We start from the raw sequence: 12,502 nt of genomic DNA, 5'->3' as shown, positions 1-12,502 counted from the left end.
GGCCGTTCGAGGTGAAGACCGGCGGTCAGGCTGGGCCGTGGACCGGGCCTCAGGCGGCGCCAGGGCGGTCGCCGACGGTCCAGAAGCGTGAACCCTTCGGCGGCGCCGGACGCACGTCCCAGCCGGACAGGTCCTCTTCGGGATCCCCGTCCGGTGTCCTCCCCTCCTTGGGGTCGAAGTAGAGCCCGTAGGCCCAGAACTCAGGAAACTCATGGCACATGAGATCCGGATAGGGTCCTGTCTCCGCGCCTTCCAAGGCCGCGTTGACCCGCGCCACCGCCTCTCCGGGAGAAACACCGAACCTGGTCACCAGTACTTCGGTGATCTCCCGGAAGAACTCCAGCATTCCCCGGTCCAGCGCCACAAGAAATTCCTCGGTTCTCATTCCGGTGCCCGTTCTCGCGTCGGGTGGTCGGGCCGCTGCGTCTTCGGGCGGCGGCGGACAGTGGCCGGATCCGGCTGCGGTGCGAAGGCGGGACGGGCGCTGGGGAAGTCGCTGGGGAACACGTCCATGCGGGTTGCGCCGGAGAGGACGGCCACGAGGAACTCCACGAGTCCGCCGTCGAAGTGGGGCCACTTGGTGTTGCGTGCCCCGTTCGCCGTGACGGTCCATTCGTCCGGGGCTGCTTGGGGTTCGGTGACCCAGTAGATCGTGTCGCCGTTGTCGGTCTTCCCGACCGCCAGAAGTCGATCGATCCGGTGCGGGATTCTCTGCTGCAAGTCCTCCGGCATCTGCTCCAGCAGCTCGGCGGCTCGTTCGGTGGCGTCGACCAGGCGTGTCGGCCAGAACCGTGAATGCGGATGCAGGATGGTCATGAAGTTGTCGAAACCGCCCGGCCCGTACCGCTCCGACAGCCACTTGTAGTCGTCGGGCAGGGAGATTCCGAGCTCGTCCTCCACCCCTTCCCAGTCGACGGCGTCCACGGTGGCATCCGTCGACGGCTGCGGCGGTACGAGTCGTAGCAGCTCTTCGCGTGCGGTCGTCGTCACGGCGTCTCCGTCCGTTCAGCGGTGGCGGTGACCGCGCAGGATCCGCCGGCCGTCTTCGATGGCGTCCACGGAGCGCAGCCACCAGTACTCCAGCTTGTTCCGCACCGTCACGTACACCCGCAGGCGCCTGAACCAGGGCGGCAGGTCCCGGAACGGCACGAAGGTCAGCGTGTCCCTGATCGGGTGCTCCGCAACGCTGCCGAGGCCCTCGGCCCGCAAGGCCGCGAACAGCTCCGGGGTCAGACCGCCGTTCAGCCGCGCCGCGTGCCCGGCAGCGACGAAGGCGTTGGTCCGCTGGAGGCCGTCCGGGAACCCCATCACCTTGAGGATCCGGGGCGACGCCGCCTCCAGCGGGCAGTGGAACGCCAGCCCGATCACCGCCGTACCGAGATGATCCTCGCCGCGCTCGAACGCGGCATCCCACTCGGCAGGGTCACCTAGCGCCAGCAGTCCCTCGCCGGTCCCCCAGTCCAAGGAAACCGGCCCGCTCAGTCCGCGAAGCGGAAAGTCGAGGTGACCGCGTCGAAGATGTCGAAGAAGGAGTCGGCCAGGTCCAGGACCTGGCTGCTGCCGGCGACCAGGGCGACCTTGCCCTCCTGGCCGGGGACCGGGATGAACGTCTGCATCAGGACCGCGCGGATCGTGCGGTTGAGGCTGTCCTCGGGGATCGGGATGTCCTCGATGCCGTACGTCCGGGCGGCCGGGCCCACCCCGGGGATGTCGACGGTCGTCACCTTGCGCCAGGAGTCGCCCTCCCGGTGCGCCTCCTTCGGCGCGAGCTGGGCGGCGATGGCGGCCGGGTCGTTGGAGAGCGGCGCGCCCTCGCGCGTCCGGCCGCCGACCAGCGACACCGTGACCGAGCCCGTGATCGGGGTGTCCCCGCCGAAGCTCTCCGCCATGCAACCGCAGTACATCGCGCCCGACTTCCACGCGTCGGCCGCGGACTTGCGCAGGAAGCCGACGTAGGTGTCCCGGTACTGCGCCAGCTCCGGGTGCTGGGCCACCCGCTCGTTCACCATCCGCCGGATGGAGTCGTCCCGCGACTCCGGCCGTACGTCGAACTCCCACCACGATTCCGGCACCTTGATCCGGAATCCGCCGCGCTCGATGGTGAGCGTCTCCATATAGCGGGCCATGGTGTACGCCGTCCCCCGTCCGATGGTGTGATGTACGCAGCGGCCAGACTACGAGATGCGCGAACGGGGGACGGTCACGTGGGCAAGGGCAAGAGCGATCTCGCGATACCGCTGAGCGAGCTGGAGGACTACGGCCGTCAGCTGCGCTCCATCAAGGAACGTCTCAACCACACCAAGAAGATGTTCGAGTCCTACAAGGACGATGTCGGCAGCGGCACGGTCTACGACGCCCTCGACGACTTCGAGTCCAACTGGCACGACGGCCGCGAGGACATCACCAAGCAGATCGACTCGCTCGCCGACATGTCCGACACCGTGGTCCGCGAGTTCAAGAAGCTGGACGACGACCTCGCGAAGAAGGCGAAGGACGCGGTACGGCCGGAGGAACAGCAGCAGGGCGGTGGCGGGAACAAGGCGGAGTAGCACGCGCTCTCCCTGGACAGGTCTCTCCGTATGCCGGACACCGCACTGCTCATCATCGACATGCAGCGCGCCCTGTTGAAGGACGCCCACGACGGCGAGGCCTGCCTGGACAGGGTCGCCGGGCTCGCGGAGCGGGCCCGCGCGGCCGGCGTACCGGTCGTCTACCTACGGCAGCGGTTCACCGAGGTGCCCCCGGAGTGGCTCGAAGTCCATCCGACGCTGACGCCCCGGCCGGGGGACGTCGTCCTCGACAAGGACAGCGCGGACTCCTTCCTCGGCACGGCGCTCGGTGAGGTCCTGGCCGGGCTGGCCGTACACCGTCTCGTCGTCACCGGCTGCGCCTCCGACTACTGCGTCGACTCCACCAGCCGCAGCGCCCTCTCCCACGGCTACGACCTCGTCCTCGTCGCCGACGGCCACACGACGATCGAACGCCCGGCCGGCGCCGAACCGACGGCCGCGCAGATCGTCGCCCACCACAACGGGATCTTCTCGGTCATCCAGTACGCGGGACGGTCGGTCGCGGTCGCTCCGGCGGCGGAGATCCGCTTCGACGCCTCACCGGCGAGCTGAGCCGTCGGCGTCGTCCACGTTCCAGGCCTCCGGCAGTGCACCGCCGCAGAAGACGCAGACGAAGTCGGCCTCTCGGACGATGTTGTGCTCCGCGCAGGCCGGGCAGCGGCGGAACACCACCTCGTGGGTGAAGGCGGCGGGGCGGCGGAGCGGGATGCCGTCGAGGGCGCGGGCCACGGCCGGCCAGGACGTGACGTCGGGGCAGTAACCCGTCGACTGGTTGCTCACCTCACCCACCGCCCACCGACCCGGCTCGCGTACGAAGGTGATCTCTCCGGCGCCGAGTACGGGCGCTCCGCCCGCACAGGCCACGTGCTCGCTGCGGCGGGGGGCCAGCCGCAGCCGCCCGTCGAGGCCGACGACGTACGTGAACGGCTCGGCAAGGTCCGCCGGTGACTGCCGTCCGGCCCACGACTCGAAGTCGGCGACGGACGCGATCCGGGTTCCGGGGGCCATGGACTGCCGTGCCGTGACGGCGAGTCCGGCGGGGCCGACATAGCGGTAGCTGCGCTCCGGTGGACCGCCGAGCAGTTCCTCCAGCGTCCTGTCGTAGGACCGGAGACCCGCCTTGACGTGGTCCGGAGTGGGTGAGTCCGGGCGGAGCGTCGACGGCAGGCGGGCGACTCGCCACATGCGGTGGACGTGGGAAGGGGCGGTGTTCCCGGCCGGGTCCGCCAGGTCGCAGGCGGCGGTGAGGATCTCGGTGACCTGGGGTGCGCCCTGGGCCGCGTCCGTGCCGGCGTCGAGGGCCACCGCCACCAACAGGTCCAGGAACTCGGTCAGCTGGAGATCGGCCGCCATGCGGCACATACGGCGGACGACCGGCGGCGACGGGTCGTGGAGGCTCTCGGCCCCCGTCAGTGCGGCGGACCACAGGACGAGGTCCGGCGGCGACAGCTCGTAGTCGCGGAAGTAGCCCATCTCGTCGGCGGTCGCCCTGGCCTCGTCACCGTCGAACGCGCAGAGCGAGCAGACGGCGGCGAAGAGGCGGTCCCACTGCCGCCGTCTGCCCTCCAGGAACGCGCCGACCGAGACATCCGCGAACGACCAGGTGCCGGTCGCGTTCAGCGCGCCTACCGCCACCACACCGCCGAGCGGCGCGAACAACTCGCGGGCGTACCTCATTCGCCGGCCGTGGTCGTGCGGATCATGTCTCCCCCAGCAGTCGTCAGATGAAGGCCGTCGGTCCACGCGGCGCGAGCGCCTGCACCCCAAGCAAAAGGACGGGTTAATTCCGGGTTATTAAGAATGAACAACCTCCGAAAATGCCGCCCACGAAAACCTGTGAGGTGCCCTTTCTGATCATTTCCAAACCCTGTGACATTTTCTCACCCTGGCTTTACCATCGCCCAATGCGTATTTCCGAGGTCGAAGCCGCCAACGCCCGCATGCTGGCCCACGCACCATCGGTCAGGCCGGTCACCACCAAGGACATCATCCGCGAACACCGCAAGAAGTTCCCGTACCGCGGCTACGTCGACATCGAGTCGCCGTACTGTCCGCCGTTTGTGATGTTCTGCGTGAACGACGATGCGGTCGCCATGGACACCCTGTGGAACGGGACGTTCGGCTACGAGCCCGGAACCCTCGGCACCTGGTCCCGGCTGGCCGCGCGGAGCGCGACGATCGCGGACGTCGGTGCCCATGTCGGCTACTTCTCGATGATCGCCGCACACGCCAATCCGAAAGCGAAGGTGCACTCCTTCGAGCCGGTCGATCAGATTCACTCGCGGCTGTCCGTGAACGTCCGGTCGAACGGCGTCCAGAACGTCAAACTCCACCAGGCCGGCGTCTCCAGCAAACCGGGCTGGGCCGACATCAGCGTCCGTTTCTCCGGGAACCTGCTGTCCACCGGGTCGACCCTGGAGGGCGTCGCCGCCGACGCCCGGCTCCAGCACATCCAGCTCGTCACGCTCGACGAGGTGTTCGCCGACACCAAGCTGGACCTCGTCAAGATCGACGTGGAGGGCCACGAGATGTCCGTGCTGCACGGGGCCCGCCAGGTGCTGAAGCGCGACCGGCCGGCCCTGGTGATCGAGGCCCTGGTCAACGCCCCCCTCGACGACCTCTTCGGCGAGTTCGAGCCGCTCGGCTACGACGCCCACTGGATCACCGAGGCCGACGGCACGCTGGTGCCCTGGTACGAGCCCCGCCCCCCGCGCACCCGGAACCTGCTCTTCGCCCCTAAGGACTGAGGCCGTCCCCGCGGGCGGCCGGCGCATCGCCTAGACCCGCCGGCTCTCCAGCGGCCCCAGACACGTCGGTGTCAGCCCGCCCGTGTCGATCACCAGCCGCTGCACCACCACCGTGGGATCCACCGCCCAGAACTTCAGGCGGTGGACGCCCGATCCCACCGTGTGGCGAGTCGCCGTCCGGTTCACGTTGTCCGACGTGTTGCGCGCCCACACCACGTTCAGCAGGCCGTCGTCCGCGCCCGCGGTGATGTCCACCGGCTGGGGACGGTCGTCGTCGAAGGACAGCGCGTAGCGCAGGCCGGCCGTCGCCGGCAGGGCCGGATTCCGCGGGGACAGGTACGCCCACACCGTCACCTCCCCCGCCGACAGCAGGGTCACCTCGTACTCCAGCAGGGGCCACGCGTCTCCCCAGCCCCCCGTCACCGGCCACGCCGCCATCCCCGCGCCGGTCCGGCCGATCCCCTCCAGCCGGCGCCAGCCGCCCACCGCACGGTCGTGGTGCTCCGCGTCGATCGCCACATAGCCGCCCGCCTCGACGAAGCCCCGCAGCCCTCGCGCCGACGGCTTCTCCGCGACGCACCCCACCGTCACCGACTCCCCCGCCCCGCTCACCGTCAGCGATCCCGCGGACCGGCCGGCCGGTGCCCGGGACCAGTCCACCCGCACCTCCACCCGGACCTGCCGCGCCACCCGGCCCCGGGGACGGTCCACCCGCAGCCAGGGCACCGACGTCTCCACCCGGTAGTCGAAGGGGGTACGGCCCCGGTTGAACACCTCGACGTACTGCTGCGGCCGGGTCTGGTACGGGCTGAACGACGGCAGACCGGGCGTGTCCCCGTCTCCGCCCCCGTCCACCGACACCCCCAGCCCCGCGGCCTCCGGCACCTCGATCCGCCGTACCGCCGGGAACAGGACGTCCGGCAGGGCCACGTTGTCCTTCTCCGGCTGCTGCCAGGGCGCGTTGGGGCCGTACCGGTCCACGTCCCCGTAGTCGATGTGCGGCTGGGTCTGGAAGCCCTGCCATTTGCCGCCCGCCACAGCGGAGTTGAAGCGCTCGGCCAGGGCGAAGTCCCGCAGCAGGCCCTGCTCCGCCTCCGCCGCACGGTCGTTGGCCGCCGCTCTGCCCTCACGGGCGTAGCGCAGGTTCGTGAACTCGGCCTCCCGCAGCGCGTACAGGTTGGCGGTCGCCGTCACCGCGTACCCGACCAGTTCGAACCACGCGTCCCGTACCGCCGCCGGCAGCCGCCGCTCGATCCGCGTCGCCCTTCTCCCCAGCTCCCGCCACTCCTGCGTCACCCGCTCCAGCTCACGGTGCTCGAAGGAGAAGGGCGTCTGCCGGTCGTCGTACACCACCTGGCCGTCGTCCGCGAGCGTGATCCGGCGGTTGAGCAGCTCCGGCTTGCGGCGCGCCTGCAACCGGCCGTAGGCGGCGAGCACTTCGGCTGCCTCCCGGGCCGCCTCCTCGCCGAAGTTCTGGCGCGCGTATCCCCGTTCCCACTCAGCCAGCCGGTCGATGTCCCAACGGTCCGGGTTCCAGGCGTAGTCGAGGAAGAACTGGGTCGGCAGTTCGTTGCCCTTCAGGTCGCCCACGTTGGCCACCCACAGGCCGTGGTTGCCGTAGGCGTGCGCCTGGTGGAGCTGGTCCCAGACGTTGCGGAGGTTGGCCGTGTCGACCCACTTGTAGTTGCGGCCGGCACCGACGTAGTCGAAGTGGTAGTACAGGCCGTGTCCGCCGCTCCGGGGCTCCGCCGGGGACGGGTGCTTGCGGATGTTGCCCCAGTTGTCGTCGGTCAGGACCACGGTGACGTCGTCGGGGACCCGCAGCCCCCGGTCCCAGTAGCGCTGGACCTCCTTGTAGAGCGTCCACACCTGGGGGGTCTCGGCGGCCGGCCGGCCCGTGACCTCCTCGATGATCCCCCGCTGTGCCGCGATGATCTCCCGCATCAGCTCGATGCCGTCGCCGTCGGGGAGGCCGGTGTCGCCGTTGCCGCGCATGCCGAGGGTGACCACGCCCTCGAAGCCCTGGTCGGCCATCCGCTGGATGCCGGCCCGCCAGTAGGCCCTGATGGCCGTCGGGTTGCGGAGGTACGACCATTCGCCGGTGCCCCCGTAGGGGTCGGTCCCGTTGGCCGCGTGGCGGTTCCACTCCTCGATCCCCCGCATCATCGGCGCCTCATGAGACGTGCCCATGACAACGCCGTACTCGGCGGCCCTGCGGTGGTTCTCCGGGTCGTCCTCCGCGAACGCCCGCCCCCACACCGCCGGCCAGAGGTAGTTGCCCTTCAGCCGGAGCAGCACCTCGAAGACGCGCGCGTAGAAGTCCGCATTGAAGCCGCCCGGGTGGCCGGGGGCCTTGCCGGGCCCGAAATGGGCCGGCGCCCAGGTCCCGAGCGCCGGGTTCTCGTCGTTGATGAAGAACCCGCGGTACTTCACCGCCGGCGTGCCCTGGGTGTGGCGGCCCGGCAGCACCCACACCCGGTCGCGGTGGACCGGCGGTACGTCGTCCCACCAGTACCAGGGCGAGACCCCGATGCCGTACGAGACGTCGTACGCCCCGAAGATCGTGCCGCGCGGGTCGCTGCCCGCGATGACGAAGGCCTTCTCCACGCCGGGCAGCGGATGCTCGACCACCGCCTGGAGCGAGGTCTCCCAACGGCCCCGGACCCCCGTCACGTCCAGCTTGCCGGACGCCACCAGGCCGTCGATCAGCGGACTGCGGCCGATCGTGCCGACGAGCACCACGTGCCGGGCGACCGTCGAGCCCGGCCGGACGCCGGTCACCCGCTCGATGTCGGCACGAAGGTCGCCCGCCACCCGTACGACTCCGGGGTGCTCCTGGGCGCTCACCACGACCGGGGCGCCGACGAGGGAGAACGCCCCGCCGGTGAAGGAGATGTACGCCCCGGGGTCCGTCACCCGCGGCCCACCGCCGGCCGCGTCCGGCCACGCGATCCCCGGCGAGAGCACCGGTACGGCAGCGGCACCCAGCACGGTTCTACGGCGCACAGACATGGCGCACCCCACCCCTCCACCCGAATTTGGTCAGCGGCATGACAAATGGTGGGGCGAGTGGCTCCCGGGAGCCAGGGGTCGTACGCGCCGAATAGTTTCGGGACGCCGGACACACCGAAAGGCCCGTACGACCGGAGTCGTACGGGCCTCTCAGATACCTACCGGGTCAGCCCTTGCGGGCCGAGATCACTTGTTGATCTTGGTGACCTGGCCGGCGCCCACCGTGCGACCACCCTCACGGATGGCGAACTTCAGGCCCTCCTCCATGGCGATGGGCTGGATCAGCTCCACCTTCATGTCGGTGTTGTCGCCCGGCATGACCATCTCGGTGCCCTCGGGGAGGGTCACGACGCCGGTCACGTCCGTGGTACGGAAGTAGAACTGCGGGCGGTAGTTGTTGAAGAACGGCGTGTGACGGCCACCCTCGTCCTTGGACAGGATGTACGCGGTCGCCTCGAACTCGGTGTGCGGCGTGACCGAACCCGGCTTGATGATGACCTGGCCGCGCTCGACGTCCTCGCGCTTGATGCCACGGAGGAGCAGACCGACGTTCTCACCGGCCTGGCCCTCGTCGAGCAGCTTGCGGAACATCTCGATGCCGGTGACCGTGGTGGTGGTCTTCTCGGTCTTGATACCGATGATGTCGACGGTCTCGTTGACCTTGAGGACACCACGCTCGATACGACCGGTGACGACGGTGCCACGACCGGTGATCGTGAAGACGTCCTCGATCGGCATCAGGAACGGCTTGTCGACGTCACGCTCGGGCTCCGGGATGGACTCGTCGACGGCCTTCATCAGGTCGAGGACGGACTGGGTCCACTCGGCGTCGCCCTCGAGGGCCTTGAGCGCGGAGACCTTGACGACCGGCAGGTCGTCGCCCGGGAACTCGTACTCGGAGAGGAGCTCACGGACCTCGAGCTCGACGAGCTCCAGGATCTCCTCGTCGTCCACCATGTCGGCCTTGTTCAGGGCGACAACGATGTACGGCACGCCGACCTGGCGGGCCAGGAGCACGTGCTCCTTGGTCTGCGGCATCGGGCCGTCGGTGGCGGCGACGACGAGGATCGCACCGTCCATCTGCGCGGCACCGGTGATCATGTTCTTGATGTAGTCCGCGTGACCCGGGCAGTCGACGTGGGCGTAGTGACGGGTCTCCGTCTGGTACTCGACGTGCGCGATGGAGATGGTGATACCGCGCTGACGCTCCTCGGGCGCCTTGTCGATGTTGTCGAACGCGGTGGCCTCGTTCAGGTCCGGGTACGCGTCGTGCAGCACCTTGGTAATGGCGGCCGTGAGGGTCGTCTTACCGTGGTCGATGTGACCGATGGTGCCGATGTTGACGTGCGGCTTAGTCCGCTCGAACTTCGCCTTCGCCACTGGGGTCCTCCTGGGAGTGGTTCTGTACGCCTTGATTCGATCGGCGCCAGGTGATCTTTGCTGTTGGTTCCCGGGCCCCGGGCCATTCCGCCACGAATGCGGAGGAACGGCCCGTGAGGCTCCGGGGTCAAGCCTAAAGCGTCGTAGCGCGGTGCGTTACTCGCCCTTGGCCTTCGCGATGATCTCCTCGGCGACGTTCCGCGGAACCTCGGCGTAGGAGTCGAACTGCATGGAGTAGCTGGCCCGGCCGGACGTCTTGCTGCGCAGGTCGCCGACGTAACCGAACATCTCCGAGAGGGGCACGAGGCCCTTCACGACGCGGGCACCGGCCCGCTCCTCCATGGCCTGGATCTGACCACGGCGGGAGTTGATGTCGCCGATGACCTCACCCATGTAGTCCTCGGGCGTGGTGACCTCGACGGCCATCATCGGCTCAAGGAGCACGGGAGACGCCTTGCGCGCGGCCTCCTTGAAGGCCTGCGAACCGGCGATCTTGAACGCGAGCTCGGAGGAGTCGACCTCGTGGTAGGCACCGTCGAGCAGGATCACGCGGACACCGGTCATCTCGTAACCGGCGAGGATGCCGAACTGCATGGCCTCCTGCGCACCGGCGTCCACCGAAGGGATGTACTCCTTCGGGATACGGCCACCGGTCACCTTGTTCACGAACTCGTACGAGGCGTCGCCGCTCTCGATGGGCTCGATCGCGATCTGCACCTTGGCGAACTGACCGGTACCACCGGTCTGCTTCTTGTGGGTGTAGTCCACGCGCTCGACGGCCTTGCGGATCGTCTCGCGGTAGGCGACCTGCGGCTTGCCGACGTTGGCCTCGACCTTGAACTCACGGCGCATACGGTCGACCAGCACCTCGAGGTGCAGTTCGCCCATACCACCGATGATGGTCTGGCCGGTCTCCTCGTCCGAGTGGACCTGGAAGGACGGGTCCTCCTCGGCCAGGCGCTGGATCGCGATGCCCAGCTTCTCCTGGTCGCCCTTCGACTTGGGCTCGATGGCGACCTGGATGACCGGCGCCGGGAAGTCCATGGACTCCAGGATCACCGGCTGCTTGTCGTCGCACAGCGTCTCACCGGTCGTGGTCTGCTTCAGACCCATGACGGCGATGATGTCGCCGGCGCCCACCGACTCGATCTCCTCACGCTTGTTCGCGTGCATGCGGTAGATCTTGCCGATGCGCTCCTTGCGGCCCTTGACGGAGTTCAGCACGGCCGTGCCGGACTCCAGGCGGCCCGAGTACACCCGGACGAAGGTGAGCTTGCCCAGGTGCGGGTCGCTCATGATCTTGAACGCGAGGGCGGACAGCGGCTCGTCGTCGGACGGCCTGCGCTTGACCACGACCTCCGGGTCCTTCACGTCGTGGCCCTCGATGGCCTCGACGTCCAGGGGGGAGGGCAGGTAGCGCACGACCGCGTCGAGCAGGGGCTGAACACCCTTGTTCTTGAACGCGGTGCCACAGAACACCGGGGTGACCGTGACGTCCTTGGACTTGCCGGACGCGATGGTGATACGGCGGATCGCGGCGTACAGCTGCTCCACGGAAGGCTCCTGGCCCTCCAGGTACAGCTCCATGATCTCGTCGTCGTTCTCGGCGACGGTCTCGACGAGCTTGCCGCGGTACTCCTCGGCAGCCTCGGTGTGGGTGGCCGGGATGTCGACGACGTCGTACATCTCGCCCTTCTCCGCCTCGGCGGACCACACGAGCGCCTTCATCGTGACCAGGTCGACGACGCCCTTGAAGTCGGCCTCGGCACCGATCGGGAGCTGCATGACGATCGGCGTCGCACCAAGTCGGTCGCTGATCATGTCGACACAGCGGTGGAACTCGGCACCGGTCCGGTCGAGCTTGTTGACGAAGCAGATACGCGGCACGCCGTAGCGGTCCGCCTGACGCCAAACGGTCTCGGACTGGGGCTCGACACCCGCGACGCCGTCGAACACCGTCACGGCACCGTCGAGCACGCGGAGCGAACGCTCCACCTCGACGGTGAAGTCGACGTGGCCCGGGGTGTCGATGATGTTGATCGTGTGGTCGACGTCTTCCAGCGGCCAGTGACAGGTGGTGGCAGCAGAGGTGATCGTGATGCCACGCTCCTGCTCCTGCTCCATCCAGTCCATGGTGGCGGCGCCGTCGTGAACCTCGCCGATCTTGTACGACACACCGGTGTAGAACAGGATCCGCTCGGTAGTGGTCGTCTTGCCCGCGTCGATGTGGGCCATGATCCCGATGTTGCGGACCTTGGCCAGGTCAAGTGAAGTGGTAGCCATAAGGCTTCAGTCTTCTCTCGGTCTCGATGTGGGTAGCGACTACCAGCGGTAGTGCGCGAAGGCCTTGTTGGACTCGGCCATCTTGTGGGTGTCCTCGCGCTTCTTGACGGCCGCACCGAGGCCGTTCGAAGCGTCGAGAAGCTCGTTGAGCAGACGCTCGGTCATGGTCTTCTCGCGACGGGCGCGGGAGTAGCCGACCAGCCAGCGCAGCGCCAGGGTGTTGGCGCGGCCGGGCTTGACCTCGACCGGCACCTGGTAGGTGGCGCCACCGACACGGCGGGACTTGACCTCAAGGGTCGGCTTGATGTTTTCCAGCGCGCGCTTGAGCGTGATGACCGGGTCGTTGCTGGTCTTCTCGCGCAGGCCCTCCATGGCGCCGTACACGATGCGCTCGGCGGTGGAGCGCTTGCCGTTCAGCAGCACCTTGTTGATGAGCGAGGTGACAAGAGGAGAACCGTAGACCGGGTCGATGATGACCGGGCGCTTCGGGGCAGGGCCCTTACGAGGCAT

The 12,502-nt window shown here is 68.5% G+C and carries 12 protein-coding genes; 3 read left to right on the top strand and 9 right to left on the bottom strand.

Annotated elements, in window-relative coordinates; translation table 11 throughout:
* Positions 1–49 precede the first annotated feature (49 nt).
* The 4 genes from ACFWXC_RS20925 to ACFWXC_RS20910 are packed head-to-tail and all read right to left on the bottom strand — an operon-like array spanning position 50 to position 2,126.
* Positions 50–364 carry a hypothetical protein gene (locus tag ACFWXC_RS20925; RefSeq protein ID WP_384480713.1) on the bottom strand — a complete coding sequence of 105 codons (315 nt, stop codon included), beginning with the start codon at positions 362–364 and terminating at the stop codon, positions 50–52.
* 17 nt (positions 365–381) lie between these two features.
* Positions 382–990, bottom strand: coding sequence for an SMI1/KNR4 family protein (locus tag ACFWXC_RS20920; RefSeq protein ID WP_384480711.1), 609 nt, complete (start codon positions 988–990; stop codon positions 382–384).
* 15 nt (positions 991–1,005) lie between these two features.
* Positions 1,006–1,464: a hypothetical protein gene (locus tag ACFWXC_RS20915; RefSeq protein ID WP_384480709.1), complete on the bottom strand. Its 459-nt coding sequence runs from the start codon at positions 1,462–1,464 to the stop codon at positions 1,006–1,008.
* A gap of 14 nt (positions 1,465–1,478) precedes the next feature.
* Positions 1,479–2,126 (bottom strand): hypothetical protein, encoded by a 648-nt coding sequence (locus ACFWXC_RS20910; protein WP_384480707.1) that lies wholly within the window; start codon positions 2,124–2,126, stop codon positions 1,479–1,481.
* Positions 2,127–2,204: 78 nt separating this feature from the next.
* Here ACFWXC_RS20910 and ACFWXC_RS20905 point away from each other — a divergent pair, with 78 nt between their 5' ends.
* Both ACFWXC_RS20905 and ACFWXC_RS20900 read left to right on the top strand, forming a co-directional pair.
* Positions 2,205–2,549, top strand: a complete 345-nt coding sequence (locus tag ACFWXC_RS20905) for a hypothetical protein (protein ID WP_351748618.1) — start codon at positions 2,205–2,207, stop codon at positions 2,547–2,549.
* A 30-nt stretch (positions 2,550–2,579) separates the two neighbouring features.
* Positions 2,580–3,122 (top strand): isochorismatase family protein, encoded by a 543-nt coding sequence (locus ACFWXC_RS20900; RefSeq protein ID WP_384480705.1) that lies wholly within the window; start codon positions 2,580–2,582, stop codon positions 3,120–3,122.
* On the opposite strand, the gene ACFWXC_RS20895 is transcribed toward ACFWXC_RS20900, so the two are convergent.
* Positions 3,108–3,578, bottom strand: a complete 471-nt coding sequence (locus ACFWXC_RS20895) for a hypothetical protein (protein WP_384480939.1) — start codon at positions 3,576–3,578, stop codon at positions 3,108–3,110. The genes ACFWXC_RS20900 and ACFWXC_RS20895 overlap by 15 nt on opposite strands.
* A gap of 896 nt (positions 3,579–4,474) precedes the next feature.
* Here ACFWXC_RS20895 and ACFWXC_RS20890 point away from each other — a divergent pair.
* Complete coding sequence (locus tag ACFWXC_RS20890) at positions 4,475–5,317, top strand: FkbM family methyltransferase (protein WP_384480702.1); 843 nt, start codon at positions 4,475–4,477, stop codon at positions 5,315–5,317.
* A gap of 30 nt (positions 5,318–5,347) precedes the next feature.
* Here ACFWXC_RS20890 and ACFWXC_RS20885 read toward each other — a convergent pair whose 3' ends face one another.
* From ACFWXC_RS20885 to rpsG, 4 genes are all read right to left on the bottom strand, one after another.
* Entirely contained in the window at positions 5,348–8,329 is a 2,982-nt protein-coding gene (locus tag ACFWXC_RS20885; protein ID WP_384480700.1) for a glycosyl hydrolase 115 family protein, read from the bottom strand.
* Between the two features lie 186 nt (positions 8,330–8,515).
* The gene (tuf, locus tag ACFWXC_RS20880; protein WP_351693772.1) at positions 8,516–9,709 is read right to left on the bottom strand and encodes an elongation factor Tu; all 1,194 of its coding nucleotides are present in this window, start codon (positions 9,707–9,709) and stop codon (positions 8,516–8,518) included.
* A gap of 156 nt (positions 9,710–9,865) precedes the next feature.
* Complete coding sequence (gene fusA, locus ACFWXC_RS20875; protein WP_384480697.1) at positions 9,866–11,992, bottom strand: elongation factor G; 2,127 nt, start codon at positions 11,990–11,992, stop codon at positions 9,866–9,868.
* A 39-nt stretch (positions 11,993–12,031) separates the two neighbouring features.
* Positions 12,032–12,502, bottom strand: coding sequence for a 30S ribosomal protein S7 (rpsG, locus tag ACFWXC_RS20870; protein ID WP_007384059.1), 471 nt, complete (start codon positions 12,500–12,502; stop codon positions 12,032–12,034).

It is taken from the genome of Streptomyces sp. NPDC058683, from assembly GCF_042716195.1.
In the GTDB taxonomy this organism is placed as follows: domain Bacteria; phylum Actinomycetota; class Actinomycetes; order Streptomycetales; family Streptomycetaceae; genus Streptomyces.
Note: the sequence above shows the minus strand (reverse complement) of the source record. Positions and strands in the feature narration are given on the sequence as shown.

Excerpts from the sequence above, each read along its gene's own strand:
- ACFWXC_RS20910 (WP_384480707.1), bottom strand. The coding sequence starts at position 2,126 with ATGGCCCGCTATATGGAGACGCTCACCATCGAGCGCGGCGGATTCCGG.
- ACFWXC_RS20900 (WP_384480705.1), top strand. The coding sequence starts at position 2,580 with ATGCCGGACACCGCACTGCTCATCATCGACATGCAGCGCGCCCTGTTG.
- ACFWXC_RS20895 (WP_384480939.1), bottom strand. The coding sequence starts at position 3,578 with ATGGCCCCCGGAACCCGGATCGCGTCCGTCGCCGACTTCGAGTCGTGG.
- ACFWXC_RS20890 (WP_384480702.1), top strand. The coding sequence starts at position 4,475 with ATGCGTATTTCCGAGGTCGAAGCCGCCAACGCCCGCATGCTGGCCCAC.
- ACFWXC_RS20885 (WP_384480700.1), bottom strand. The coding sequence starts at position 8,329 with ATGTCTGTGCGCCGTAGAACCGTGCTGGGTGCCGCTGCCGTACCGGTG.
- fusA (WP_384480697.1), bottom strand. The coding sequence starts at position 11,992 with ATGGCTACCACTTCACTTGACCTGGCCAAGGTCCGCAACATCGGGATC.
- rpsG (WP_007384059.1), bottom strand. The coding sequence starts at position 12,502 with ATGCCTCGTAAGGGCCCTGCCCCGAAGCGCCCGGTCATCATCGACCCG.